The sequence below is a fragment of the Enterobacter sp. SCRI0065 genome, assembly GCF_059766475.1.
Genome location: NZ_JCBAJB010000001.1, coordinates 836,816 through 861,702 on the forward strand (window position 1 = coordinate 836,816; position 24,887 = coordinate 861,702).

The 24,887-nt window shown below is 52.9% G+C and carries 24 protein-coding genes and 2 tRNA genes; 16 read left to right on the forward strand and 10 right to left on the reverse strand.

Going from position 1 to position 24,887, the window contains the following annotated elements:
* Positions 1-390 precede the first annotated feature (390 nt).
* Entirely contained in the window at positions 391-1,029 is a 639-nt protein-coding gene (gene rutR, locus AC6EMZ_RS04010) for an HTH-type transcriptional regulator RutR (protein ID WP_498401091.1), read from the forward strand.
* On the opposite strand, the gene AC6EMZ_RS04015 is transcribed toward rutR, so the two are convergent.
* Both AC6EMZ_RS04015 and putA read right to left on the reverse strand, forming a co-directional pair.
* Positions 1,026-1,421, reverse strand: coding sequence for a lysozyme inhibitor LprI family protein (locus tag AC6EMZ_RS04015; protein ID WP_498401472.1), 396 nt, complete (start codon positions 1,419-1,421; stop codon positions 1,026-1,028). The genes rutR and AC6EMZ_RS04015 overlap by 4 nt on opposite strands.
* Positions 1,422-1,473: 52 nt before the next feature.
* Positions 1,474-5,436: a trifunctional transcriptional regulator/proline dehydrogenase/L-glutamate gamma-semialdehyde dehydrogenase gene (putA, locus tag AC6EMZ_RS04020; protein WP_498401092.1), complete on the reverse strand. Its 3,963-nt coding sequence runs from the start codon at positions 5,434-5,436 to the stop codon at positions 1,474-1,476.
* A 423-nt stretch (positions 5,437-5,859) separates the two neighbouring features.
* On the opposite strand from putA, the gene putP reads away from it, so the two are divergent.
* Positions 5,860-7,368, forward strand: coding sequence for a sodium/proline symporter PutP (gene putP, locus AC6EMZ_RS04025; RefSeq protein WP_498401093.1), 1,509 nt, complete (start codon positions 5,860-5,862; stop codon positions 7,366-7,368).
* Positions 7,369-7,918: 550 nt separating this feature from the next.
* A complete protein-coding gene (locus AC6EMZ_RS04030) occupies positions 7,919-8,338 on the forward strand; it encodes a DUF3574 domain-containing protein (protein WP_498401095.1) in 420 nt (139 codons plus the stop codon).
* Positions 8,339-8,368: 30 nt separating this feature from the next.
* Here AC6EMZ_RS04030 and AC6EMZ_RS04035 read toward each other — a convergent pair whose 3' ends face one another.
* Positions 8,369-9,553, reverse strand: a complete 1,185-nt coding sequence (locus tag AC6EMZ_RS04035; RefSeq protein ID WP_498401096.1) for a NupC/NupG family nucleoside CNT transporter — start codon at positions 9,551-9,553, stop codon at positions 8,369-8,371.
* A gap of 251 nt (positions 9,554-9,804) precedes the next feature.
* Between AC6EMZ_RS04035 and efeU the strand changes: the two genes are divergently transcribed.
* The 4 genes from efeU to phoH all read left to right on the forward strand — a co-directional run bounded on the left by efeU (position 9,805) and on the right by phoH (position 14,385).
* Positions 9,805-10,638 (forward strand): iron uptake transporter permease EfeU, encoded by an 834-nt coding sequence (gene efeU / locus AC6EMZ_RS04040; protein WP_498401098.1) that lies wholly within the window; start codon positions 9,805-9,807, stop codon positions 10,636-10,638.
* 41 nt (positions 10,639-10,679) lie between these two features.
* Positions 10,680-11,807 (forward strand): iron uptake system protein EfeO, encoded by a 1,128-nt coding sequence (gene efeO, locus AC6EMZ_RS04045; RefSeq protein WP_498401099.1) that lies wholly within the window; start codon positions 10,680-10,682, stop codon positions 11,805-11,807.
* 5 nt (positions 11,808-11,812) lie between these two features.
* Positions 11,813-13,096, forward strand: a complete 1,284-nt coding sequence (gene efeB, locus AC6EMZ_RS04050) for an iron uptake transporter deferrochelatase/peroxidase subunit (protein ID WP_498401100.1) — start codon at positions 11,813-11,815, stop codon at positions 13,094-13,096.
* A gap of 500 nt (positions 13,097-13,596) precedes the next feature.
* Positions 13,597-14,385 (forward strand): phosphate starvation-inducible protein PhoH, encoded by a 789-nt coding sequence (phoH, locus tag AC6EMZ_RS04055; RefSeq protein WP_498401101.1) that lies wholly within the window; start codon positions 13,597-13,599, stop codon positions 14,383-14,385.
* Between the two features lie 105 nt (positions 14,386-14,490).
* On the opposite strand, the gene AC6EMZ_RS04060 is transcribed toward phoH, so the two are convergent.
* Positions 14,491-14,578, reverse strand: a tRNA-Ser gene (locus tag AC6EMZ_RS04060).
* 132 nt (positions 14,579-14,710) lie between these two features.
* Complete coding sequence (locus AC6EMZ_RS04065) at positions 14,711-15,571, reverse strand: pirin family protein (protein ID WP_498401103.1); 861 nt, start codon at positions 15,569-15,571, stop codon at positions 14,711-14,713.
* Positions 15,572-15,682: 111 nt separating this feature from the next.
* Between AC6EMZ_RS04065 and AC6EMZ_RS04070 the strand changes: the two genes are divergently transcribed.
* On the forward strand, positions 15,683-16,588 hold the full coding sequence (locus AC6EMZ_RS04070; protein WP_498401104.1) for a LysR family transcriptional regulator: 906 nt from the start codon (positions 15,683-15,685) through the stop codon (positions 16,586-16,588).
* 65 nt (positions 16,589-16,653) lie between these two features.
* Here the strand turns inward: AC6EMZ_RS04070 and AC6EMZ_RS04075 are convergent.
* Positions 16,654-16,741: transfer RNA gene (locus AC6EMZ_RS04075), tRNA-Ser, on the reverse strand.
* A 232-nt stretch (positions 16,742-16,973) separates the two neighbouring features.
* Between AC6EMZ_RS04075 and ghrA the strand changes: the two genes are divergently transcribed.
* From ghrA to AC6EMZ_RS04095, 4 genes are all read left to right on the forward strand, one after another.
* On the forward strand, positions 16,974-17,912 hold the full coding sequence (ghrA, locus tag AC6EMZ_RS04080; RefSeq protein ID WP_498401105.1) for a glyoxylate/hydroxypyruvate reductase GhrA: 939 nt from the start codon (positions 16,974-16,976) through the stop codon (positions 17,910-17,912).
* Between the two features lie 86 nt (positions 17,913-17,998).
* Positions 17,999-18,736, forward strand: coding sequence for a phosphatase (locus tag AC6EMZ_RS04085; RefSeq protein WP_498401106.1), 738 nt, complete (start codon positions 17,999-18,001; stop codon positions 18,734-18,736).
* Between the two features lie 20 nt (positions 18,737-18,756).
* Positions 18,757-19,311, forward strand: a complete 555-nt coding sequence (locus AC6EMZ_RS04090) for a TorD/DmsD family molecular chaperone (protein WP_498401108.1) — start codon at positions 18,757-18,759, stop codon at positions 19,309-19,311.
* Between the two features lie 96 nt (positions 19,312-19,407).
* Entirely contained in the window at positions 19,408-19,890 is a 483-nt protein-coding gene (locus AC6EMZ_RS04095; protein ID WP_498401109.1) for a DUF1097 domain-containing protein, read from the forward strand.
* A 42-nt stretch (positions 19,891-19,932) separates the two neighbouring features.
* On the opposite strand, the gene csgG is transcribed toward AC6EMZ_RS04095, so the two are convergent.
* Genes csgG through csgD form a run of 4 tightly spaced genes read right to left on the reverse strand, consistent with a single transcriptional unit; the run spans position 19,933 to position 22,279 of the window.
* Positions 19,933-20,766, reverse strand: coding sequence for a curli production assembly/transport protein CsgG (csgG, locus tag AC6EMZ_RS04100; protein WP_498401110.1), 834 nt, complete (start codon positions 20,764-20,766; stop codon positions 19,933-19,935).
* 26 nt (positions 20,767-20,792) lie between these two features.
* Positions 20,793-21,209: a curli production assembly/transport protein CsgF gene (csgF, locus tag AC6EMZ_RS04105; protein ID WP_498401111.1), complete on the reverse strand. Its 417-nt coding sequence runs from the start codon at positions 21,207-21,209 to the stop codon at positions 20,793-20,795.
* Between the two features lie 25 nt (positions 21,210-21,234).
* Positions 21,235-21,624, reverse strand: a complete 390-nt coding sequence (csgE, locus tag AC6EMZ_RS04110; protein ID WP_498401112.1) for a curli production assembly/transport protein CsgE — start codon at positions 21,622-21,624, stop codon at positions 21,235-21,237.
* Positions 21,625-21,628: 4 nt separating this feature from the next.
* Positions 21,629-22,279, reverse strand: a complete 651-nt coding sequence (csgD, locus tag AC6EMZ_RS04115; RefSeq protein WP_498401114.1) for a biofilm master transcriptional regulator CsgD — start codon at positions 22,277-22,279, stop codon at positions 21,629-21,631.
* 745 nt (positions 22,280-23,024) lie between these two features.
* Between csgD and csgB the strand changes: the two genes are divergently transcribed.
* The 4 genes from csgB to AC6EMZ_RS04135 all read left to right on the forward strand — a co-directional run bounded on the left by csgB (position 23,025) and on the right by AC6EMZ_RS04135 (position 24,797).
* Positions 23,025-23,480 (forward strand): curli minor subunit CsgB, encoded by a 456-nt coding sequence (gene csgB / locus AC6EMZ_RS04120; RefSeq protein WP_498401115.1) that lies wholly within the window; start codon positions 23,025-23,027, stop codon positions 23,478-23,480.
* Positions 23,481-23,520: 40 nt separating this feature from the next.
* Positions 23,521-23,976: a curli major subunit CsgA gene (gene csgA, locus AC6EMZ_RS04125; protein ID WP_498401117.1), complete on the forward strand. Its 456-nt coding sequence runs from the start codon at positions 23,521-23,523 to the stop codon at positions 23,974-23,976.
* A gap of 60 nt (positions 23,977-24,036) precedes the next feature.
* Positions 24,037-24,360: a curli assembly chaperone CsgC gene (gene csgC / locus AC6EMZ_RS04130; protein ID WP_498401118.1), complete on the forward strand. Its 324-nt coding sequence runs from the start codon at positions 24,037-24,039 to the stop codon at positions 24,358-24,360.
* Positions 24,361-24,476: 116 nt separating this feature from the next.
* Positions 24,477-24,797, forward strand: coding sequence for a YmdA family protein (locus AC6EMZ_RS04135; protein ID WP_498401119.1), 321 nt, complete (start codon positions 24,477-24,479; stop codon positions 24,795-24,797).
* Positions 24,798-24,887: the final 90 nt, after the last annotated feature.

Genomic DNA, 24,887 nt, shown 5'->3' on the forward strand with positions numbered 1-24,887 from the left:
GTAGTGTAATGGTGAATAGATGTCAATTGACACATTGGATATATCCTGAAAGGAAGTAATTATTCATTTTAATACAGGAGGTTTTCGAATTAAAAATTTGCTAAATTAATTTACTCCAGTTTATGTAGCAATAATAAACAATGCAAAAAGAGTTTAGCCGCAGTAAACCTTCTCGCTAAAAAATTACATTCTGGTGTGGCATATCCTGAACAGGTCTTTTTGAATAAAATGGAGGATGGGATAACCGGCTGCCATAAGCTGTGAGTTTAATGAGTCGAGGTAACGCCATCCTCACAGACCGGAAATGCTTTGAAAACACATTGCCGCTCAGAACGTCGAGAGACAGCGATGGTTTTGCTATGCTATCGCAAACCAACAAGGAGAGCGCAGATGACACAAGGCGCAGTGCAAACCCCCGGTAAACGCTCGCGAGCGGTTAGCGCCAAGAAACAGGCTATTCTGAGCGCGGCGCTGGAGACCTTTTCTCAGTACGGCATTCACGGCACCCGTCTTGAACAGGTGGCCGAACTGTCTGGCGTCTCGAAAACCAATCTGCTGTATTACTTTCCGTCAAAAGAGGCGCTCTACGTCGCGGTGCTGCAACAAATTCTGGATATCTGGCTGGCACCGCTGAAGGCGTTTCGGGAAGAGTTCACGCCGCTGGTGGCGATAAAAGAGTACATCCGGCTCAAGCTGGAGGTGTCACGCGATTACCCGCAGGCGTCAAGGCTGTTCTGTATGGAGATGCTACAAGGCGCGCCGCTGCTGCAGGCCGACCTGAGCGGGGATTTAAAACAGCTGATTGATGAAAAGTCGGCGATTATTGCGGGATGGGTGGAGAGCGGCAAGCTGGCTGCGGTGGATCCGCATCATCTGATCTTTATGATTTGGGCGTCGACGCAGCACTATGCGGATTTCGCCAGCCAGGTCGAAGCGGTGACCGGAAAAACGCTCCAGGACGAGGCGTTTTTCCAGAGTGCGGTCGATAACGTGCAGCGCATGATTATCGAAGGGATCCGCCTGCGTTAGTTCGCGGGGGGAAGAGGGCAGCTTAAATCGCCTTCTTCACACTGCATCAGCGAGGCGAGGAAGGCCTCGCGCTCAACGGTTTTTTCCGTCATGCACTGGTTGATAATCATCGGCTGAATGCTGCCGCCTTCGGTGCCCGAGGCGGCAAATGTGCAATCGGCGTCGCGCAGTACAATCCACGCCTGCTGCGCTTTCTTAAGCAGGTCGCGCTGGGGCGCGGCGGCGCGCTTTATCACGTCCTGATAGGTCTGGTTTAGCTTTTTGTCCGCCGCCTGATACTGCTGGGCGGTACAGGTATTTAAATCCATCTGCGTATTGGCGTTTGCGCACTCTTCCGCCAGCGCGCTGGTGCTGAGCAGCAAGGCAGCACCGGCAATGATTAATCGTTTCATCATCTCACCCAATGAAAAAAGGCCCCGTTTCCGGAGCCTTATTATCACAGCACTAACCGATTGTCATCAGGCTGGCGTTGCCGCCCGCTGCCGCGGTGTTGACGCTGAGCGAGTGCTCAACGTACAGACGCTCCAGCAGCAGATTGGTCTCGCCGCGGGCAAAGCCCTGCACCGACACAATCGCACCGTCGCGCGCCGCTACCTGCTCGCACAGCTCGCGCAACTGGTCGGAATCGCCGTGGTAAATCACCGCGTCGAAGGCCTGCTCGACCAGCACGTCCGGCTTCGCGAAGTGAATGCGCGCGGCAACGTCCTGCGGCAGCTGTTTCGCCAGGTCGCGATGCAGGCCGTCTTCTGGCCATAATACTTCGCAGCCCGTTGCCATCGCGGCGGCCAACTGGACCAGCGCATCCTGTTCGTTATCCGCGACGCACAGCACGCGTTCGCGTGGCATCAGCGTCCAGGTGTTGCGTTCACCCGTGGGTCCCGGCAGTACGCGCTGGGTTCCGGCCTGCGCCTGTTCACCAAACTGCTGGCACAACGCGTGCAGGTCAGGGCGTTTGTCTGCCCATTTCGCGAGCGCTTCCAGCGGTTGGGCGATCAGCGCTTTTAGCTGCGCATCGACCGGATGTTCTGCATCCTGACGTGCCAGCGTCACGGCCAGCGCATTCTCCGGACGGTTTGCCAACAGGCGGTAAAGATACAGCGGTCCACCGGCTTTCGGACCGGTGCCGGATAATCCTTCGCCGCCAAATGGCTGCACGCCGACCACGGCGCCGACCATGTTGCGGTTGACGTACAGGTTGCCGACCTTCGCGCTGCCGGTCACCTGAGCAATCGTCTCGTCGATGCGGGTATGCACGCCCAGCGTTAAGCCGTAGCCCGATGCGTTAATCTGATCGACCAGTGCGCCGAGGTTGTTGCGGCTGTAGCGAACCACGTGCAGCACCGGGCCAAAGACCTCTTTTTTCAGCTCGTCAAAGCTTGAAAGCTCGATAAGCGTCGGCGCGATAAAGGTGCCGCTGTTCCATTCGCGGGCATCTTCGCTGTTTGCACGCACGGCCTGGAACACCGGACGGCCCTTGGCGCGCATGGTCTGGATATGTTGTTCAATGTTCGCTTTCGCTTCGGCGTCAATCACCGGACCGATATCGGTGGTCAGGCGACCGGGGTTGCCCATCCGGCATTCTGCCATCGCGCCGCGCAGCATTTTCAGCGTGTGCTCGGCGATGTCGTCCTGCAAGCACAGCACGCGCAGGGCAGAACAACGTTGACCGGCGCTGTCGAACGCTGAGACCAGCACGTCCACCACCACCTGTTCGGTGAGGGCGGAGGAGTCGACGATCATCGCATTCATCCCGCCAGTTTCAGCGATCAGCGGCGTCGGACGGCCCTGCGGATCAAGACGCGTCGCAATGTTGCGTTGCAGCAGCGTTGCCACTTCGGTGGAGCCGGTAAACATCACAGCGCGCACACGGCTGTCGGAGGTGAGCTGTGCGCCGACGGTTTCGCCACGGCCCGGCAGCAGTTGAATCACACCCGCGGGTACACCGGCTTCGAGCAGGATGTTCACACCCTGCGCGGCAATCAGCGGCGTTTGTTCCGCAGGTTTTGCCAGCACGCTGTTACCGGCAGCCAGCGCTGCAGCGATTTGCCCGGTAAAGATCGCCAGCGGGAAGTTCCACGGGCTGATGCAAACGATCGGCCCCAGCGGACGGTGAGTTTCGTTATCAAAATCGTGGCGAACCTGGCCTGCGTAGTAATGCAGGAAGTCGACCGCCTCGCGCACTTCGGCAATCGCGTTACTGAAGGTTTTACCCGCCTCGCGCACCAGAATGCCAATCAGCTGCTGCATCTGGCCTTCCATCAGGATCGCCGCGCGATCCAGAATGGCGGCACGTTCCTGCGGTGGCGTTGCAAACCAGATAGGCGCGTTGTTGACCGCGTTTTCCAGTGCCAGCTCCACTTCGCTTTCACGGGCTTCGCGCATGAATCCGACGATATCTTTTGGCTCGGCGGGGTTGATCACCGGCTGCATTTCACCGGCATCAACCGGCTGTTCAAGAATCGGTTTTGCCTGCCATTTTTGCAGTGCGCTGTTGAGCAGGGCAGAAGAGAGCGACGCCAGACGATGCTCGTTCGCCAGATCCAACCCAGCAGAGTTGACGCGGTCATCGCCGTACAGCTCGCGCGGCAGGGCGATTTTCGGATGCGGCAGGCCAATCTGGCCTTCCTGGGCGGCCATTTTCTCGACCGCCTGCACCGGATCGGCAACCAGTTCGTCCAGTGGGAGAGTGGTGTCGGCGATACGGTTGACGAACGAGGTGTTGGCCCCGTTTTCCAGCAGACGACGCACCAGGTATGCCAGCAGCGTTTCGTGGGTGCCGACCGGGGCATAGATACGACACGGTCGGTTCAGCTTGCCGTCAGCGACTTTGCCGGTGACCTGCTCGTACAGCGGTTCCCCCATGCCGTGCAGGCACTGGAACTCGTACTGGCCCGGATAGTAGTTCTGTCCGGCCAGGCTGTAGATCGCCGCCAGCGTGTGGGCGTTGTGGGTGGCGAACTGCGGGTAAATCAGGTTCGGCACGCCGAGCAGTTTTTTCGCACAGGCCAGATAGGAAACGTCGGTGTAAACCTTGCGAGTGTAAACCGGATAGCCTTCCAGACCGTCCATCTGCGCGCGCTTGATTTCGCTGTCCCAGTATGCGCCCTTCACCAGACGGATCATTAGCCGGCGACGGCTACGGGATGCCAAATCAATCAGGTAATCAATCACGTATGGGCAGCGCTTCATGTACGCCTGGATAACAAATCCGATGCCGTTCCAGCCTGCCAGTTCCGGCTCAAAGCACAGCTTTTCCAGCAGATCGAGGGAGATCTCCAGACGGTCGGCCTCTTCGGCATCGATGTTAATACCAATGTCGTACTGACGTGCCAGCAGGGTGAGTGACTTCAGGCGCGGGTACAGTTCGTCCATCACGCGGTCGTACTGCGCGCGGCTGTAACGCGGATGCAGGGCGGAAAGCTTTATCGAGATGCCCGGCCCTTCATAAATGCCGCGACCGTTAGAGGCCTTGCCAATGGCGTGGATCGCCTGCTGGTAAGAGACCATATAGGCCTGTGCGTCGGCGGCGGTGAGCGCCGCTTCGCCCAGCATGTCGTAAGAGTAGCGGAACCCTTTGTCTTCCAGCTTGCGGGCGTTGGCCAGCGCTTCGGAGATGGTTTCCCCGGTGACGAACTGTTCGCCCATCAGGCGCATCGCCATGTCCACGCCTTTGCGGATCAGCGGTTCGCCGCTCTTACCGATAATGCGGTTCAGGGAGCGGGAGAGGTTGGCTTCGTTGTGCGTCGACACCAGTCTGCCGGTAAACAGCAGACCCCAGGTGGCAGCGTTGACGAACAGCGACGGGCTGCGGCCAATGTGCGACTGCCAGTTACCGTTGCTAATTTTGTCGCGGATCAGCGCGTCGCGGGTGGCTTTGTCCGGAATACGCAGCAGCGCTTCGGCCAGGCACATCAGCGCCACGCCTTCCTGTGAGGAGAGCGAGAACTCTTGCAGCAGGCTCTGCACCATGCCTGCACGGCCCGATGCGGTTTTTTGGTTACGTAGCTTTTCAGCAAGCGAGTAGGCCAGGTCGTGCGCCTGGGTGGCAATCGGCTCGGGTAATCGTGCCTGTTCCAGCAGCATCGGCACGGCGTCGGTCTCGGCACGACGGTACGCGGCGGTGATGGCGGCACGGCTCACGGACTGCGGCAGGATCTGCTCGGCAAAGTCGAGGAACGGCTGATGGTTTTCATCGGCGGCCTGTGCGGATTCGTCGCTTTCGTTAGCGGCACCGGCCAGCAGGGCTGGGAGTTCTGGCAAATCGTCTTCGTTTTCCAGACGCTCAAGATAGTTAAAGATGGCCTGCTTAATTAACCAGTGCGGCGTACGATCGATTCGAGTGGCGGCGCTTTTAATCCGTTCGCGGGTCGCGTCATCCAGCTTAACCCCCATGGTGGTCATGCCCATGCCAAAACTCCTGTTGTTCTGTTGTGATGTTCTTTGGTTAGCGTGAAATATCCATCATGTTGCAACTTTGTGCAACCTCGTTAAATGTGACCTGGTTTGCAAGCTGAAAAATGAATGGATTGTTAATGATAAGTAAGCTGGAAAATAACTCTGGATTCTGTCTGGTAAGCCTGTTTACATGCGGCACTTAACACTTTTAAAAGGTGCAACCCGTAAAAGCGTGAGCGAGTGCAACCTATACGAAAGACGTATAAAACCAGGGATGAATTTGATGTAAATGCAGTGTTAAATCGTTTGTGTGCAGACACTGCTTGCGGCAGGATACGCGCGGCCAACAGAAACACATACACACGTCACCACGTTCCGGTGGCGAAATAATAAGGCAGCCCGGACGGCTGTCGCTCGATAATTTGGAGAGTTTGAATGGCTATTAGCACACCGATGCTGGTGACATTTCTCGTTTATATTTTTGGCATGATCCTGATAGGGTTTTTGGCGTGGCGTTCTACAAAGAACTTTGACGATTATATATTAGGCGGGCGCAGCCTGGGCCCGATGGTGACCGCGCTGTCTGCGGGGGCATCCGATATGAGCGGCTGGTTGCTGATGGGGCTGCCGGGCGCAATTTTTATCTCCGGGATTTCAGAAAGCTGGATTGCGATTGGCCTGACGCTGGGTGCCTGGGTCAACTGGAAGCTGGTGGCAGGGCGTCTGCGCGTACACACCGAGCTCAACAATAACGCATTAACGCTGCCGGATTATTTCACCGGGCGCTTTGAAGATAAAAGCCGCATCCTGCGCATTATCTCTGCCGTGGTTATCCTGCTGTTCTTCACCATTTATTGTGCTTCCGGCATTGTGGCGGGCGCGCGTCTGTTCGAAAGCACCTTCGGCATGAGCTACGAAACGGCGCTGTGGGCCGGTGCGGCAGCGACCATCCTTTATACCTTCGTGGGCGGATTCCTAGCAGTAAGCTGGACCGATACCGTGCAGGCGAGCCTGATGATTTTCGCACTGATTTTGACGCCAGTGATCGTGATTATCACCGTCGGTGGTTTTGGCGATTCGCTGGAAGTGATCAAGCAAAAGAGCATCGAAAACGTCGATATGCTGAAAGGGCTTAACTTCGTTGCGATTGTATCGCTGATGGGCTGGGGCCTGGGCTACTTCGGTCAGCCGCATATCCTCGCACGCTTTATGGCAGCGGACTCCCACCACACCATTGTTCACGCGCGTCGTATCAGTATGACGTGGATGATCCTGTGTCTGGCGGGCGCGTGTGCCGTTGGCTTCTTTGGTATCGCCTACTTCACCAACAACCCGGCTCTGGCGGGCGCGGTGAATCAAAACGCCGAGCGCGTGTTCATCGAGCTGGCGCAGATTCTGTTCAACCCGTGGATCGCCGGGATTTTGCTGTCGGCTATTCTGGCGGCGGTAATGTCGACCCTGAGCTGCCAGCTGCTGGTGTGTTCCAGTGCGATTACGGAAGATCTGTACAAGGCGTTCCTGCGCAAGGGCGCGAGCCAGAAAGAGCTGGTGTGGGTGGGTCGCTTTATGGTGCTGGTGGTTGCGCTGGTGTCGATTGCGCTGGCATCAAACCCTGAGAACCGCGTGCTGGGTCTGGTGAGCTACGCATGGGCTGGTTTTGGTGCGGCGTTTGGTCCGGTGGTGCTGTTCTCCGTGCTGTGGTCGCGTATGACCCGCAACGGCGCGCTGGCGGGTATGATCATCGGTGCGGTGACGGTTATCGTCTGGAAACAGTTCGCGTGGCTGGGCCTGTACGAAATCATTCCGGGCTTCGTCTTTGGTAGCATCGGGATTGTGGTGTTTAGTCTGCTGGGTAAAGCGCCGTCTGCGTCAATGCAGAAACGCTTCGCAGAAGCGGATGCGCATTACCATACGGCTCCGCCGTCTAAGCTGCAGGCTGAGTAATTATTCCCGCTTCACTGACCCTCTCTCAAAGGGGAGAGGGGGCCCCAGAAATTTTGGATTTAGTCGCGGTGGGATTTTCTCAATTTTAATAAAAGAGTTACAGCGACTCCCTAGTCCGGCTGTAAATCGCTGAGTCTTTGACCGAAGGCCGGGGCGACGCGCAGGGATGCGCGGAGAGGGCGTGACCTGCATGGATGCAGGATCACGCCCGACCCGAAAGCCGAAGGGAATAAGACGAAGGTATCGCGAAGCGACGATTTTCTTGCCGGGAGCCCGGGTTGCCAGGGCGGCGGCGATTGAGCCGCCATGGCACGTTCACCGTTACCGGGTTCATAGAGAAGCACAGGTCTGGAAGTGAACGGAATACCCTCCTGAGTCGCATGTTCCCCCTCACCCCGACCCTCTCCCTGAATGGAGAGGGAGTCAATGGTGCAAATCATCCATTAGCGAGGATCCCACAACCCATAGGGGTGAGGGAATAGCTCCCACTTGCTAATTTCCGCAAATTACGTTGATATCGCTGCACTTATAACAATGAGGATAGCGAAAAATGATAATCAAAACAGGGCTGATGGCCGCCGCGCTCGTGATGCTGGCAGGCTGCACTGCGCCGTCGCAGAATTCCGCTGGAGCCACCTGCAAAGCGGATAACCAGATGCAGCAAACCACGCTCTATTTCGGCCTGAACCGTCCGGCAGGGGAGCAGATTACCGGGCAGGAGTGGCAGCAGTTTGTTGACCAGGACGTGACGCCGCGCTTTCGCGATGGCCTGACGGTGTTTGACGCGCGCGGTCAATGGTTGGGGAATGACGGGAAGGTGGCGCGTGAGCCGAGCAAGGCGCTGATGCTTATCCACGGTAAAGATGCCCAGAGCGAGAACAATATCGAAGCGTTGCGCGGGGCGTATAAATCCCGCTTTGCGCAGGAGTCGGTGATGCGCGTCGACCAACCGGTCTGCGTGCAGTTTTAATAAAAACGGCGGGATGACCCGCCGTTATTTTTACAACACTAATCCTGCAAAGCTCGCCGACAACAGGCTCACCAGCGTCGCACCATACACCAGGCGCAGGCCAAAGCGAGAGACCACGTTACCTTGCTTTTCGTTCAGGCCCTTAATGGCCCCAGCCACAATCCCGATTGACGCGAAGTTAGCAAATGAAACCAGGAACACCGACAGAATGCCCAGCCCGCGTGGCGTCATTTGCCCGGCAATTTTTTGCAGCTCAATCATCGCCACAAATTCATTCGCCACCAGTTTGGTTGCCATAATGCTGCCCGCGTTTAACGCATCGCTCAGCGGAATACCAATCAGCCATGCCAGCGGATAAAACACATATCCGAGGATCTGCTGGAAGCTCATGCCAAATACGCTGGAGAACAGCGCATTGACGGCGCTAATAATGGCAATAAATCCAATCAGCATCGCCAGAATAATCATCGCGACCTTAAAGCCGGCCAGAATATATTCGCCCAGCATCTCAAAGAAACTCTGAGATTCGTGCAGTTTTTCCAGCTTAATCTCGGGTTCCGCTTCCGGGCGAGACGGGTTGATAACGGAGAGAATAATAAAGGTACTGAACATGTTAAGGATTAACGCGGCGACCACGAACTTCGCATCCAGCATGGTCATATAGGCACCGACAATCGACAGTGATACCGTCGACATTGCCGTCGCTGCCATGGTGAACAGGCGACGAGACGAGAGATCGCCCAGCACGCCTTTATACGCAATAAAGTTTTCTGACTGGCCGAGAATCAGAGAACTGACCGCGTTAAATGACTCCAGTTTGCCCATACCGTTCAATTTGGAGAGCAGCGTGCCAATCACTCGAATAAAGACAGGCAGGATACGCCAGTGCTGGAGAATACCGATCAGCGCCGAGATAAAAATAATCGGACACAGCACGCCGAGGAAAATGAACGCCAGCCCTTTGTCACCCATTCCGCCAAAGACAAAGTTGGTCCCTTCTGCGGCAAATTTCAGCAGTGATTCAAAGAAACCCGAAACATATTTAATCACGGATAGGCCGCTTTCCGCGTGCAGGAAAAAGAAAGCCAGCGCGATTTCAATAACAATAAGCTGCAAAACATAGCGAATACGAATTTTACGGCGGTCAAAGCTCACCAGCCAGGCGAGCGCAAGAATAATTACCACCGCCAGCAGGAAATGGACAACGTTATACATAATTTATTTTCAGTTGGTTTTCGAAGCGCCTATTTAGCCATAGCCTTTCTCAAGCGTAAATGGGCATTTCCGTTATAAGTTATAAACATAACGGTAACCCTTGAAACTATTAACAGGCGAGGGGTTTACAACTCGTCATCAAAACCTCACACATTTCGCTTGTTTTTCTCTTCCCCGTAATGATAATCACTATCACAAGAATTTACTTTTCTTTGCATCAATTGACTGCGATAAACATTTAAGGTGTCGGCATGTTTGTTCCATTTCTCATTATGTTACGTGAAGGCCTTGAAGCGGCCTTAATCGTCAGTCTGATCGCCAGCTATTTAAAGCGGACCCAGCGCGGGCGCTGGATTGGTGTGATGTGGATTGGCGTATTCCTCGCTGCCGCACTGTGCCTGGGCCTGGGTATTCTGATCAACGAAACCACCGGTGAATTCCCGCAAAAAGAGCAGGAGCTGTTCGAAGGTATCGTCGCCGTGATTGCGGTGGTCATCCTCACCTGGATGGTGTTCTGGATGCGCAAAGTCTCGCGTAACGTCAAAGTACACCTGGAGCAGGCGGTCGATAACGCTCTGCAAAAGAACAATAAACACGGCTGGGCGTTAATCCTGATGGTCTTTTTCGCCGTGGCGCGCGAAGGGCTGGAGTCGGTCTTTTTCCTGCTGGCGGCATTCCAGCAGGATGTGGGCATCTGGCCGCCAATCGGCGCGATGCTGGGCCTGGCTACCGCTGTCGTGCTCGGCTTTATGCTCTACTGGGGCGGTATTCGCCTGAATTTAGGCGCCTTCTTCAAGTGGACCAGTTTGTTTATCTTGCTGGTGGCCGCCGGGCTGGCTGCGGGTGCGATTCGCGCCTTCCACGAGGCGGGCCTGTGGAATCATTTCCAGGATGTGGCCTTCGACCTCAGTAACGTACTGACCACCCACTCTCTGACTGGCACCCTGCTCGAAGGTATCTTCGGCTACCAGGAAGCGCCGAGCGTCAGTGAAGTGGCGATGTATTTCATCTATCTCATTCCGGCGCTGGTGCTGTTCTTTATGCCATCACGCCCCAGCGCTCAGCCGTCGCGTTCTGCGCCCTGATGTGCATTGTAGTTACAACATACTTAAAGAAGGGAAGGGTCATGGCAATTCAATTTCGTCGTAGTGCGTTACAGGCTTGTGTGGCAGCGCTGATTGCGTCTGCATTCGCCGCGCAGGCCGCGGATATTCCACAGGTCAAAGTGACCGTGAACGATAAACAGTGTGAGCCGATGACCATTACGGTCAAAAGCGGCAAGACGCAGTTTATTATTCAGAACCACAGCCAAAAGGCGCTGGAGTGGGAAATCCTCAAAGGCGTGATGGTAGTGGAAGAGCGTGAAAACATCGCGCCGGGCTTTAGCCAGAAAATGACGGCGAATCTGCAACCGGGTGAATACGACATGACCTGCGGTCTGTTGACCAACCCGAAAGGCAAGCTGATTGTTAAAGGCGAAGCGACGGCGGATGCCGCGAAAGGCGAAGCGCTGCTGAGCCTGGGTACTGCGATTACCGCTTATAAAGCCTACGTCACCAAAGAGACGGCTGAGCTGGTCACTGGCACCAAAGCCTTTACCGATGCGGTGAAAGCGGGCGATATCGAAAAAGCGAAAGCCCTGTATGCGCCGACTCGTCAACACTACGAGCGTATCGAACCCATCGCTGAGCTGTTCTCTGACCTTGACGGCAGCATTGATGCCCGTGAAGACGACTACGAGCAGAAAGCTGCCGATCCGAAATTCACCGGTTTCCACCGTCTGGAAAAAGCGCTGTTTGGCGATAACTCCACCAAAGGGATGGAGAAGTACGCCGATCAGCTGAACGCCGACGTGCTGGAGCTGCAAAAACGCATCAACGAGCTGGCCTTCCCGCCTTCTAAAGTGGTGGGTGGTGCGGCTGGTCTGATTGAGGAAGTGGCCGCCAGCAAAATCAGCGGTGAAGAAGATCGCTACAGCCACACCGACCTGTGGGACTTCCAGGCGAACGTAGAAGGCGCGCAGAAGATAGTCGATCTGCTGCGTCCACAGCTGCAAAAAGATAACAGCGAACTGCTGGCGAAAGTGGATGCCAACTTCAAAAAAGTGAACACCATTCTGGCGAAATACCGCACCAAAGACGGGTATGAAACCTACGACAAACTGACCGATGCCGACCGTAATGCGTTGAAAGGCCCAATTACCACGCTGGCAGAAGATCTGGCGCAGCTGCGTGGCGTACTGGGTCTGGACTAAGCATCATGAGCAAGCATGACGAATACGACGTTGCGGAACCTTCCCGGCGTCGGTTGTTAAAAGGGGTGGGCGCACTGGGTGGCGCGCTCGCACTGGCTGGGGGATGTCCGGTAGCGCATGCGGCAAAACCGCAAAGCGCGCCGGGGACGCTTTCCCCTAATGCGCGGATGGAAACTCAGCCGTTCTACGGTGAACATCAGGCTGGCATTCTCACCCCGCAGCAGGCGGCGATGATGGTGGTGGCCTTTGACTCACTGGCGAGTGATAAAGCCGATCTTGAACGCCTGTTCCGCCTGCTGACGAAGCGTATTGCGTTTCTCACCGCAGGCGGCCCGGCACCTGACACGCCGAACCCGCGCATGCCGCCAATGGACTCCGGCATTCTGGGGCCGTTTATCGCCCCGGATAATCTGACGGTGACGTTATCATTAGGCGAATCGCTGTTTGATGCCCGTTACGGCCTGGAGAAACAGAAACCGAAGACGCTACAGAAGATGGTGCGTTTTCCTAATGATTCTCTCGACGCGGCGCTGTGTCATGGCGATCTGCTAATCCAGATTTGCGCGAATACTCAGGACACGGTTATTCACGCGTTACGCGACATCATCAAGCACACGCCGGATCTGCTGAGCGTGCGCTGGAAGCGGGAAGGGTTTATCTCCGATCATGCGGCGCGCAGTCAGGGCAAAGAAACCCCGGTCAATCTGCTCGGCTTTAAAGACGGAACGGCGAACCCGGACAGCAAGGACGCCGCGTTGATGAAAAACGTGGTGTGGGTCACGGCTGAGCAGGGCGAGCCTGCCTGGGCCGTTGGCGGAAGTTATCAGGCGATGCGAATCATCCAGTTCCACGTTGAGTTTTGGGACAGGACACCGCTTAAGGAACAGCAGACGATTTTTGGCCGTGATAAGCAAAGCGGCGCGCCGCTGGGCATGAAATACGAGCACGACGAGCCTGACTACGCCCGCGACCCGGATGGCGATACGATTGCGCTGGATAGCCACATTCGTCTGGCAAATCCACGTACGCCGGAAACCCAGTCGAATTTGATGATGCGGCGCGGGTACAGTTATTCACTCGGTGTGACCAACTCCGGGCAGCTGGACATGGGGCTGCTGTTCGTCTGCTTCCAGCACGATCTGGAAAAGGGCTTTTTAACCGTGCAGAAACGGTTAAACGGCGAAGCGCTGGAGGAGTACATCAAGCCTATCGGCGGCGGCTATTTCTTTGCCGTGCCTGGCGTTCGCGATCCCAACGGGTATCTTGCTCAGGGGCTGATCGACGCGTAAAAATATCCCCGTGATGCTTCGCGGGGATATTATTTTTTTGTATGACCATCCCACTGTTATATTTCTGTAATATTCCTGTATGACACTGATTTCAGCTGAAGGATGATCGTTTAGGTTGCGCTCAGGTAAAATAAATGTTGCATTTATGATAATTCCTGATGTACTTAATGTATGACAGCGGTAGTTCCCGGCAGTGATGCTAATCACAATGGAGATCGCGAATGGTTGGGTCCTGTACTGGACATGATAAACACACTAACCGCAACAAACAGCGCGGAGGCCCTCACTCCGGCAGCGATTTCCTCACCGCAAAATTCTCCCCGTTACCCCAAAAACCTGACGTTCCCGACGAACAGAGCGGTGTGCTTAACCGTTCGAATTCGTCATTCAAAAAGGCAAGCAATGGCTTACAAGGAAGCCAAACTTCAGATGTTCGTTCGCCTGATCGCGTCGCCAACGGCGATGCGTGTGATGAATACCAACAACTCAAGGTGCTATCCATGGGAAGACAAAAAGCAGTGATCAAAGCTCGTCGCGAAGCAAAACGTGTGCTGAGACGGGATTCACGTAGCCATAAACAGCGTGAAGAAGAATCGGTCACCTCGCTTGTGCAGATGAGTGGCGTCGAAGCCATTGGTATGGCGCGGGACAGCCGCGATCATTCACCAATCGAACCGCGCAATGAAGCTCAGGCGCACTACCTGAATGCTATCGAGAGTAAACAGCTGATCTTTGCTACCGGTGAAGCCGGTTGCGGGAAAACCTGGATAAGTGCTGCTAAGGCGGCGGAGGCTCTGATTCATAAGGATGTGGACAGAATTATCGTCACCCGTCCGGTATTGCAGGCTGATGAAGATCTCGGCTTCTTACCCGGCGACATCTCCGAGAAGTTTGCCCCGTATTTCAGACCGGTGTATGACGTGCTGGTGAAACGACTGGGCGCTTCTTTTATGCAGTACTGCCTGCGGCCAGAGATTGGTAAGGTGGAAATCGCGCCGTTCGCCTACATGCGCGGACGTACATTTGAAAATGCGGTCGTCATTCTTGACGAGGCTCAGAACGTGACCGCTGCGCAAATGAAGATGTTTTTAACGCGCCTCGGGGAAAACGTAACGGTTATCGTCAATGGTGATATTACCCAGTGCGACCTGCCGTCGGGGGTCAAGTCTGGCCTGAGCGATGCTATGTCACGTTTCGTGGAAGACGATATGGTGGGTGTGGTGCGTTTCACTAAAGATGATTGCGTGCGCTCGGCGCTGTGCCAGCACACGTTAAACGCGTACTACTGAGTTGTTGCTGCTTACAAGGCCCGGGATACCGGGCCTTGTTGTTTCTGGCGGCAAATAACAGACGAAAAAAAAGCTCGCATTTTCATGCGAGCTCTTCTTCAAATATGGCGGTGAGAGAGGGGTTCGAACCCTCGATACGTTGCCGTATACACACTTTCCAGGCGTGCTCCTTCAGCCACTCGGACACCTCACCGTATTGTTTTGCTGCCTGACCGTATAGGGGGCAACGGGGCGCTACTATAGGGAGTTGCGCTAAAACGGTCAAGCAGATTTTATGCTTTAGTGCTTGTTCGGTTAAGCAATAATCATCTTTAGCTCCCTGCGCTTAAATCAGGCCAAAGCGGCCGGAATTAAAGTCGCGGATGGCTTCAGCAATTTCGGTTTTGGTGTTCATCACAAACGGACCGTAACCGACAATTGGCTCATTTAGCGGCTCGCCCGCCATCAGCAGTACTTTGGCGTCGCTGCTGGCTTCAAGATGCAATTTTTGCCCGCTCTGGCTAAGCACGACCAGTTGCGCCTCGCTGGCCTGGGTGGTCCCATTAACCGTAATCGTGCCTTCCACTACCACTAGCGCGGTGCTCCAACCCTCTGGCTGATTGAGAGCCAGATGGCTGCCCTGGTGCAATGCAATGTCCCAGACGTTTAATGGCGAAAAGGTGTGTGCCGGTCCGGTAACGTCGCCATAGTGACCCGCGATCACGCGCAGCTCGCCGCTATTGTCCGGCAAGGTGACGACCGGAATTGCGTCTTTGGTGATGCTTTGATAGCCAGGTGCTGCCATCTTGTCTTTTGCTGGCAAGTTAACCCACAGCTGCATCATTTTCAGCTCGCCGCCCTGACGGGCGAAGGATTCTGCGTGAAACTCTTCGTGCAGGATGCCTTCACCAGCCGTCATCCACTGCACGTCACCCGGGCCAATCACGCCGCCTTTACCGGTAGAATCACGATGCTCAACGTCGCCGGAATAGACAATCGTAACCGTTTCAAAGCCGCGATGAGGATGTTCCCCGACGCCTCGTTTTACCCCATCAGCCGGGAAGGTATGAGGCCCTGCAAAATCCAGCAGCAGGAAAGGGCTAAGGGATTCACCGTGGCTTTGATACGAAAACATCGAACGCACCGGAAATCCGTCGCCCACCCAGTGAGGACGAGGTGCAGTAAAGACGCCAGTAATCTGTTTCATGATGGTCTCCTGATGTTCTGTTAATAGGTATTAGCGTATATTCAACGCTAATATCCCGCTAGATAGCGAAAACAACACTCACTGTTCTATATACGGAACAATGGAGGGTTCATGCACGATCTCAACGACTTCGCCTGGTTTGTCAAAGTGGTCGATTACGGCGGTTTTGCCGCAGCAGGACGGGCGCTAGCCCAACCCAAATCAAAGCTTAGCCGTCGGATTGCGCAGCTTGAGGAGCGATTGGGAGTGCGGCTGATACAGCGCACCACCCGGCAATTCACCGTGACGGAAGTCGGTCACACCTTTTATCAGCACTGTAAAGCCATGCTGATAGAGGCCGAAGCCGCGCAGGAAGCGGTAGCGGCGTTACAGGCTGAACCCCGGGGGATAGTCAGAATGACCTGCCCGGTGACAATACTGCATGTCCACGTCGGCCCGATGTTGGCACGATTTATGGCGCGCTATCCTGGGATTACGCTACAGCTTGAAGCGACAAACCGTCGGGTGGATCTGGTGGGAGAGGGCATTGATGTGGCGATTCGCGTGCGTCCACGCCCGTTCGAGGATAGCGACCTGGTGCTGCGGGTGCTGGCCGATCGCGGACATTGTCTGGTGGCCAGCCCGCAGCTCATTAAAGACAGGGGCGAACCAATGGCACCCTCAGAGCTGAGCAACTGGCCTGGTTTGAGCATGGGGGCGGGTAGAACGGTTCATCGGTGGGAATTGAGCGGCCCGTCGGGCGCAAAAGCGGAAATTCATTTTACCCCGCGGTTTATTACCACCGATATGCTGGCGTTGCGCGAAGCGGCAATGGCGGGTGTCGGCGTTGTTCAGTTGCCTATTTTAATGGTAAAGGATCAGCTGGCGTCAGGCGCACTGGTCAGCGTGCTGGACGAGTGGGAGCCTAAACGAGAGGTTATCCATGCGGTATACCCTTCCAGGCGCGGGTTATTGCCGTCGGTCAGGACGCTGGTGGATTTTCTTAGCGAAGAATATGCGCGGATAGTGGAAGATTGATCGCAGAATTACAAAATGACAGACGAAAAAAAGCCCGCATTTTCATGCGGGCTCTTCTTCAAATATGGCGGTGAGAGAGGGGTTCGAACCCTCGATACGTTGCCGTATACACACTTTCCAGGCGTGCTCCTTCAGCCACTCGGACACCTCACCGTTTTGTCATCCCGATACTGCTGGGACGGGCGCTAATGTAAGGAAAACCCGAACTGCCGTCAATCAACTTTTTGCGTTAATTCGCGTGTTAAGACAAAGTTCAAGCAACATGACTCCAAAATGTGCTGAAAGCGGCTCTTTTATCAGCAACGAAGTTTCCAGATAAATTTGATATGCTGGCAATCTATCTGAAAACGAAAACAAAAATGCACATTAAAAGACGGGAGTAGTTATGGATATCATCTTTTATCATCCGACGTTCGATACCCCATACTGGATTAAGGCGCTATCTGCGGCGCTTCCTGGTGCACGCGTGCGTGCGTGGACGCCGGGTGATAATGAGCATGCTGATTATGCACTGGTGTGGCATCCCCCCGTTGAGATGTTGCAGGGCCGCGCACTCAAAGCGGTGTTTGCGCTTGGCGCGGGCGTGGATTCTATTCTGAGCAAACTGAAAGCTCACCCCGAAATGCTACCCGATTCTATTCCCCTGTTCAGACTCGAAGATACCGGGATGGGCCAGCAGATGCAGGAGTACGCCGTCAGTCAGGTTCTGCACTGGTTCCGCCGCTTTGATGACTATCAGCTGTTTAAGCAGCAATCCCGCTGGGAACCGTTGGCAGACTATCAGCGCGACGATTTTACCATCGGCATTCTGGGTGCAGGCGTGCTGGGGTCGAAAGTGGCTGAAGCGCTGGCACCGTGGGGATTCCCGTTACGCTGCTGGAGTCGCAGCCGTAAAGCCTATCCTGGCCTAGAAAGCTTTGCTGGAGCCGAGGAGCTACCTGCGTTCTTAAGCGGCACGCGTGTGCTGATCAATCTGCTGCCAAATACCGCTGAAACCGTGGGTATCATCAATGGCGCTCTGCTGAACAAATTGGCCGATCGGAGCTATTTGATGAATCTGGCGCGGGGTGTTCACGTGGTTGAACCGGACCTGCTGCAGGCACTGGAAAGCGGCAAGCTGAAAGGCGCGATGTTGGATGTGTATAGTCGTGAACCTCTACCGGCGGAGAGCCCGCTGTGGGCGCACCCGCGCGTGGCTATGACGCCGCATGTTGCAGCCGTCACGCGTCCGGCGGAAGCCGTCGATTATATCGCCCGGACGATAAGCCAGCTTGAGCAGGGCAAAACCGTAACGGGTCAGGTCGATCGACAGCTCGGCTACTGAGTCAAACCCGGCGCTCGCCGGGTTTTAGCTAATATTCAACGGCCATTCCTGCTATCCTTTGGTAAAACAGTAAAGGAGAGACAGAGATGTATCCCGTTGACCTGCATATGCATACCATCGCCAGTACCCACGCGTACAGCACCCTCCATGACTACATCGCGCAAGCAAAGCTCAAAGGTATAAAACTCTTTGCCATCACCGATCACGGTCCTGATATGGCAGATGCGCCGCACTACTGGCATTTTGTGAATATGCGTATCTGGCCGCGTCTCGTCGATGGCGTAGGGATCCTGCGCGGCATTGAAGCCAATATTAAAAATACTGACGGGGAGATCGACTGCACAGGGCCGATGCTCACCTCTCTGGATTTGATCATTGCGGGTTTCCACGAGCCGGTGTTTGCTCCGCAAGATAAAGACACCCACACCCAGGCGATGATTGCGACGATTGCCAGCGGCAATGTGCATATTATTAGCCACCCCGGTAATCCAAAATTCCCAATTGATATTCAGGCTGTCGCTCAGGCGGCAGCAAAACATCGCGTTGCGCTGGAGATCAATAACTCCTCGTTTCTTCACTCCCGTAAAGGCAGCGAAGCAAACTGTCGTGAAGTGGCTGCGGCGGTTCGCGATGCCGGGGGAATGGTGGCGTTGGGCTCTGATTCTCATACTGCGTTTACGCTGGGCGATTTTGAAGAATGTCGGAAGGTGCTGGATGACGTCGGGTTCCCGGAAGAGCGGATCCTTAACGTCACTCCACGTCGCATGTTAGATTTCCTGGAGTCTCGCGGCATGGCTCCGATCAGTGAATTTGCCGAATTTTAACCCTGTTATGGAATAACCACATGAACGAGTTTTCAATCCTTTGCCGCGTACTGGGCACGTTATATTACCGCCAGCCGCAGGATCCGCTGCTGGTGCCGCTTTTTACGTTGATTCGTGAAGGTAAGCTCGCAGATAACTGGCCGCTCGAGCAGGACGAGCTGCTGCAACGTTTGCAAAATAGCTGCGATATGCAGCAAATTGCGGCGGATTATAATGCTCTGTTTGTGGGCGAAGAGTGTCGCGTTTCACCGTATCGCTCGGCGTGGGAAGACGGTGCAACCGAGGTTGAGGTGCGCGCGTTCCTTTCTGAACGTGGCATGCCAGTGACAGATGCACCTGCCGACCATATTGGTACATTGCTGCTGGCGGCCTCCTGGATTGAAGATCATTCAGAAGAAGATGAAAGCGAAGCGCTTGAAACGCTCTTTGCGGAGTATTTGCTGCCATGGTGCGGGACCTTCCTGGGCAAAATCGAAGCGCACGCAACGTCTCCTTTCTGGCGCACTATGGCGCCACTGACCCGTGATGCCATTGCGGCGATGTGGGACGATCTACAGGAAGAGAATGAGGAGTGATTTAAATCACACTTTTAATGCAACGATACATTTCAACTTGCACAAAATGTGCTCGTGATCTCATTTAAATGGCGCCTTTCTGATAAGATGCGCGCCATGAACATTCTACTTTCTATTGCAATAACCACAGGCATTCTCTCCGGAATTTGGGGATGGGTTGCTGTGTCTCTAGGATTGCTCAGCTGGGCGGGCTTTCTCGGCTGTACGGCCTATTTTGCCTGCCCTCAGGGAGGTGTGAAGGGGCTGTTTATCTCCGCCTGCACCATGATGAGCGGGGTGGTCTGGGCATTGATTATCATGCACGGTAGCGCGCTTGCACCGCACCTGGAAATACTGGGCTACATCATGACGGGTGTGGTGGCATTTCTGATGTGCATCCAGGCTAAACACCTGCTGCTCTCGTTTGTACCGGGAACCTTTATTGGTGCCTGCGCGACGTTTGCAGGGCAGGGGGACTGGAGGCTGGTTGTTCCCTCGCTGGCATTGGGTCTGGTGTTTGGCTACGCGATGAAAAACAGCGGGCTTTGGCTGGCTGCACGGCGTGAGAAAACCGAGACCGTCACGGTATTAAGCAAATAAAAAAGCGAGGCCAAAAGGTCTCGCTTTTTTCGATGCGTCTTATCAGGATTCTGGAGGTACCGACATTTCACGGTATTTTACCAGTACCTCATTTTTCACTTCATTCTTATTCTGCAGATCCCACAGTCCGCGATCGATACCATCGTTAATCAGGAAGATTACCCCTGTTTCAATGGCTGACATCAGGCACATCATGACCGGTTCGTTCGAGGTATATCCAATTTCACCTTCCAGCAGACGCTGATAATCAATGAAGCGGAATACACCGGCCTGAACCTCATACGAAAGAATGGTTTTGCTGGTGGTTACCGAGGAAAGCACCTCACCCGTACTGACATTCACAACGCGCAGGTTGACGGCGATTTGATCGAGTTGATATTGCGTATCTGCGCCGATACCAAAGTAACGTGCACCGACACCACCAGATTTCACGTTACTTTCGTAACCAATTATCGACCCTTCAACCATAACGTTAGCCGCCACGAGCGATTGCAATGGTACGCGGTTATTCACGCCAACCGTGCCGTTTTCCTGGGCTGCACGAATGATTTTACGTTCGTTCAGCAGGTTTTGCAGTCCTTGACGTTCCAGCGGAATAAACCAGCGCGAATCCTTAAGCGCGGTGACCAGCATAGCGGTGGCACTTTGTGGCACTGCCGTAGAGAAGTTACTTGCCGGATACGGTTTAAACTGTCCTGTTTCGTCCTGAATGTTGTAAACCGAGACGAAAATCTTTCCTGTTGGCATAGGCAAATGCGTCAAATCACGATAACTCTGTGCCCGAGGCATTAACGTCGGTTTCGCAGCTTCTTTGGGTGGAGCAGTTAAACAACCGCTCAATAAGCACACTGCAACAAGTATCAGAAAGCGCTGCATGATTATTGTCCTTATCTCGATGTTGTTTAAAAGTCTGTTGAGTTAGAAGCCAGACCCGAAACCTGGATCGTGGACGTTTTACCCGTTTTCCGATCGGTAACGTTCAACTGCAATTGCCCATCTTTATTCGCAATATCGACAATATAATCGTTAGTGACCATACGACCCGGTTTGCCGGTATTAATATTGGTTAATAAGCCGCCTAATATTTGCGACTGAATGGCTTGGGTAAAGTTATCCAGTGCAGACGGGGTTTCAATACCAAAATCATCTTTAAAACTGGGATCTTTGTAGGAGTTTTGGGCCTGGGCTTCATTAAGCATGAATGCCCCATTATTTGGGTTGCCACCGAAGTTAGGATTACGGAACTGGAAAGTCATGTTCCCGGCCCAGCTCAGGGGAGCAATCAACATTAATGAAATAACTGTGTGTGCGAGACGCATTACAGCCTCCGGAGAGTAGATGTAGCTAGAATTCATCTTTTGCTAAATCGCCAGTGCTCAACAGAGCCTTATCGATTTGCAGACGATTTACCGCTTCTTCTGTTTGTTCCAGCGCATAACTGATGTTCTTATCGAAGTCTCGTTTCGTTGGGAATAAAAAGGTCTGGTAAATAACGTCCTGATTGACCGTTATTGTTATCCAACTTCCCCACCGTGCACTGGGCCTTTCATTGATTGTTAAGTTGCCAGGATAATCACTTTCCCATTTGTCGCTGAACGCTCGGTAAAAATCGTGGCCGATAGATGAGACAGTATGGTCGGTTAACAATCCGGGAACTTCCACTTCAACAGCGTGTAGGTTCCCGGCAGCAAGCAGGAAACCTGCCGCCGCGATCCAACTTAACTTGCGTTTCATGTTGTTAACGCCTGAGGTTATCGTTTGCCCATGAAACAGCCTGAGTCCTATTTTTAACAGCTATCTTCTTGAAAAGATTATAAAGATGTGTCTTGACTGTATTTTCGCTGATAAATAACGAACGGGCGATTTCAATGTTTGAAGAACCAATGCGTAATTTATTCAGAATCTCTTTTTCACGATGAGTGAGCAAAGCGGACTCTGAACTGTTATAGCGATAATTACCGGAGTGAGTAATGAGATAGCTGGCAAGTTTTTGCGAGAAATAACATTCTCCTCGTAAAATACCTTGCAACCCCTCCACTACGCGCGTCTCGTCTTCGGTGACGTAAAAGACGCCATTAATATGTGGCCAGCTTTCAATATCTCGGAAGGGGTACTCATCAGGGGTATTCAATAATAGCGCGCGGATATTATTGTTTTTCCTGCTAAAGTTGTCCTGCCAGTAGTGGATAAGCTTTTTATCAGCTTCCATCATATCGAAAAGAATGATACTGCCAGCAGCAATATCATCAAAAGAACGTTGAATATTATGCAATTTCCCGTTCAGTGATAGAGATTGCTTTAAATGCTGTAATAATGCTGTCGCTTGTAAAGAAGGTTTAGTGATCAACAGTAATGTATGACTATGTAAACTATGGACTTCATTAAACATGATGAAACCCCACTTTTTTTAACACCCGGCAGCTGCCTCCTCGTTATATAAGAAGACACCAGAAGTACTGACAGATGTTGCACTGCTGTGTGTAAAAACCAATCATAACCTCCAGAGAGGAGGTAAATATAAAAATACTTCGTCCTACTGATTTCAATCTAGCTATTACGAATTTTAAAGCAAGTGTTAATCATGTAACAGGATGTAAAAATCAATATTAATTTGTGAATATTGAGTGTGGGAATTGTTTGTTAATGATAAAAAAGTTGTACATGGTAATAACTGTGCACACATTTTAAAAATCATACAAATTATTATATCTTGTTGATATTTATTGTTATTGATTATTAAAGTCGTGAGTGCTACAGGTATGAGTCTGTCAAAATATCTAAGCCATAGCCGCCTGGTGGGTTCGTCTTAAGAAATCGAGCCTGTTGTGACGGCCTTGTCACATGGTTGCATCACGACAACCTCAGACATCGCAAACGGCGGGGGCCAGCAACCCACCTGACGATTATGTTCAACTCGACAGGAAATATTTATTAAAAAAACTAACTCACGCTGATTGCAGTGTTTTTTGGCATTAATTAATACTTTGAGGTGACACGTAAAATAAAAATAACACTCGCGGGTGAGATATTTAAATTGTTTCCGTCGACATAATCTTCACCGTAACGCAGCGTTAACAAAAAACGAATCGCGTTAACAACGAGCTTTTAATTTTAGACCAGGTCCAGGTGACAACATGAAAAACAGAACGTTATTTGTGATGTTAACATTACTGGGTGCGCCTGGGTTATCAATCGCGGCAGGTCCGGATTTGGCAAATTCGGAATATAACTTCGCGGTTAATGAATTAAGTAAGTCTTCATATAATCAGGCAGCCATTATTGGTCAACAAGGCGTGGGTAATAACGCTGAGGTTCGTCAGGGCGGTTCTAAACTACTGTCAGTTGTTTCTCAGGAAGGTGGGAACAATAGAGCGAAAGTTGATCAATCAGGGACTTATAACCTGGCTTATATCGATCAGACCGGTAACGGTAATGATGCGAGTATTAAGCAGGAGGCTTTTGGTAATACCGCAATGATTATCCAGAAAGGCTCGGGTAACAGAGCGAATATTACGCAGTATGGTACGCAAAAAACAGCAGTTGTAGTTCAGAGACAGTCGCAAATGGCCATTCGCGTTATTCAACGCTAACTATTTACGACGACTTATATCAATCCGATGGGGGTTTACCATGAAACTTTTTAAAGTGGCAGCAATTGCAGCAATCTTTGTTTCTGGCAGTGCTCTGGCTGGTGCGGTTCCACAATACGGCGGTGGTGGTGGTGGCGGTTGGGGTGGCGGTAACAGTGGCCCTAACTCAACTCTGAGCATTTACCAGTACGGTGGCGGCAACTCAGCGGTTGCCCTGCAAACTGACGCTAAAAATTCTGACCTGACTATTACTCAGCACGGTGGCGGTAACGGTGCTGATGTTGGACAAGGTTCTGATGACAGTACTATTGACCTGCTGCAGAAAGGCTTTGGTAACAGCGCAACTCTTGACCAGTGGAATAGCAAAGACTCCACTATGACTGTTAAACAGTTCGGCGGCGGCAACGGCGCGGCAGTAGACCAGACAGCGTCCGGATCCACTGTAACTGTGCATCAGGTTGGTTTCGGCAACAACGCAACTGCGCATCAGTACTAATACTCAATCTGTACTATAAAAAAACAGGGCATATGCCCTGTTTTATTTCGGGAGTTGATCATGCACACCTTATTACTCCTCGCCGCGCTGTCCAGCCAAATTACCTTTAAAACATCGCATGAAGGAAACATGACGACCATTATTCCTCAGGTTGTTCTGACGGAGTCGTGCGTTTGTCAGGTTCAAATTCTCTCCTCACGCGAAGGGCAGGGTGGACAAAGTACGTCGCAGCAGAGAAATACGCTTTCTATACCCGCTAATCAGCCCATTGATTTGTCGCGACTCAGTTTAAATATTGGCCCACAGGACTCGGTGAAAATTGTTGTTACCGTGTCGGACGGGAAATCGCTTCATCTATCGCAACAGTGGCCGACTTCCGAATGAAATATTCGTGAAATCAATATATTGAGTTATTTGGCGATTCTCGGTGAATGTTTCTATGATGTTAATAAGGAAAGCACGACACCCTCAGGGATGATTTCTCATTGAGGAGCCAACCGATGGCAACGTCCATAGCAAAAATAATCACAGGCGTAGGTTTTGTTGTCGCAACTACCCTTTCATCTGCCTCAGCTGCCACTATTGTGAACGGGGGCGTTATTCATTTTCGCGGGGCGATCGTCGAGGACCCTTGCCAAATTAGCCCCAGACAGCAGCAATTAGCCATCTCTTGTCCACATGAAGGCAAAATCAAAACCAGTCACATCAGCTATCGCGACGCGCTTAATGGTTACAACGCGTTTCCAGATGTGGTGACGGTCAGCATGAAGTATATCAATCCAGAGAAATCATTAGCCGTGGTGCAAATCGATTACCGCTAATCAAACGCTCTCCCGTTCCGTATGGGAGAGCTTTTCCAACAATCCCTTTTTCACACCAACGCCACTGCTATACACTTAATAAAAAGGCGG

What these genes read in the sequence shown, in the direction of transcription:
- efeU (WP_498401098.1), top strand. Translation starts at nt 9,805, where the DNA reads ATGTTTGTTCCATTTCTCATTATGTTACGTGAAGGCCTTGAAGCGGCC.
- AC6EMZ_RS04095 (WP_498401109.1), top strand. Translation starts at nt 19,408, where the DNA reads ATGAACATTCTACTTTCTATTGCAATAACCACAGGCATTCTCTCCGGA.
- AC6EMZ_RS04085 (WP_498401106.1), top strand. Translation starts at nt 17,999, where the DNA reads ATGTATCCCGTTGACCTGCATATGCATACCATCGCCAGTACCCACGCG.
- csgG (WP_498401110.1), bottom strand. Translation starts at nt 20,766, where the DNA reads ATGCAGCGCTTTCTGATACTTGTTGCAGTGTGCTTATTGAGCGGTTGT.
- AC6EMZ_RS04135 (WP_498401119.1), top strand. Translation starts at nt 24,477, where the DNA reads ATGGCAACGTCCATAGCAAAAATAATCACAGGCGTAGGTTTTGTTGTC.
- AC6EMZ_RS04090 (WP_498401108.1), top strand. Translation starts at nt 18,757, where the DNA reads ATGAACGAGTTTTCAATCCTTTGCCGCGTACTGGGCACGTTATATTAC.
- rutR (WP_498401091.1), top strand. Translation starts at nt 391, where the DNA reads ATGACACAAGGCGCAGTGCAAACCCCCGGTAAACGCTCGCGAGCGGTT.
- ghrA (WP_498401105.1), top strand. Translation starts at nt 16,974, where the DNA reads ATGGATATCATCTTTTATCATCCGACGTTCGATACCCCATACTGGATT.
- csgA (WP_498401117.1), top strand. Translation starts at nt 23,521, where the DNA reads ATGAAACTTTTTAAAGTGGCAGCAATTGCAGCAATCTTTGTTTCTGGC.
- putA (WP_498401092.1), bottom strand. Translation starts at nt 5,436, where the DNA reads ATGGGCATGACCACCATGGGGGTTAAGCTGGATGACGCGACCCGCGAA.
- putP (WP_498401093.1), top strand. Translation starts at nt 5,860, where the DNA reads ATGGCTATTAGCACACCGATGCTGGTGACATTTCTCGTTTATATTTTT.
- AC6EMZ_RS04065 (WP_498401103.1), bottom strand. Translation starts at nt 15,571, where the DNA reads ATGAAACAGATTACTGGCGTCTTTACTGCACCTCGTCCTCACTGGGTG.
- AC6EMZ_RS04035 (WP_498401096.1), bottom strand. Translation starts at nt 9,553, where the DNA reads ATGTATAACGTTGTCCATTTCCTGCTGGCGGTGGTAATTATTCTTGCG.
- efeO (WP_498401099.1), top strand. Translation starts at nt 10,680, where the DNA reads ATGGCAATTCAATTTCGTCGTAGTGCGTTACAGGCTTGTGTGGCAGCG.
- efeB (WP_498401100.1), top strand. Translation starts at nt 11,813, where the DNA reads ATGAGCAAGCATGACGAATACGACGTTGCGGAACCTTCCCGGCGTCGG.
- AC6EMZ_RS04070 (WP_498401104.1), top strand. Translation starts at nt 15,683, where the DNA reads ATGCACGATCTCAACGACTTCGCCTGGTTTGTCAAAGTGGTCGATTAC.
- phoH (WP_498401101.1), top strand. Translation starts at nt 13,597, where the DNA reads ATGGGAAGACAAAAAGCAGTGATCAAAGCTCGTCGCGAAGCAAAACGT.
- csgD (WP_498401114.1), bottom strand. Translation starts at nt 22,279, where the DNA reads ATGTTTAATGAAGTCCATAGTTTACATAGTCATACATTACTGTTGATC.
- csgF (WP_498401111.1), bottom strand. Translation starts at nt 21,209, where the DNA reads ATGCGTCTCGCACACACAGTTATTTCATTAATGTTGATTGCTCCCCTG.
- AC6EMZ_RS04015 (WP_498401472.1), bottom strand. Translation starts at nt 1,421, where the DNA reads ATGAAACGATTAATCATTGCCGGTGCTGCCTTGCTGCTCAGCACCAGC.
- csgC (WP_498401118.1), top strand. Translation starts at nt 24,037, where the DNA reads ATGCACACCTTATTACTCCTCGCCGCGCTGTCCAGCCAAATTACCTTT.
- csgB (WP_498401115.1), top strand. Translation starts at nt 23,025, where the DNA reads ATGAAAAACAGAACGTTATTTGTGATGTTAACATTACTGGGTGCGCCT.
- AC6EMZ_RS04030 (WP_498401095.1), top strand. Translation starts at nt 7,919, where the DNA reads ATGATAATCAAAACAGGGCTGATGGCCGCCGCGCTCGTGATGCTGGCA.
- csgE (WP_498401112.1), bottom strand. Translation starts at nt 21,624, where the DNA reads ATGAAACGCAAGTTAAGTTGGATCGCGGCGGCAGGTTTCCTGCTTGCT.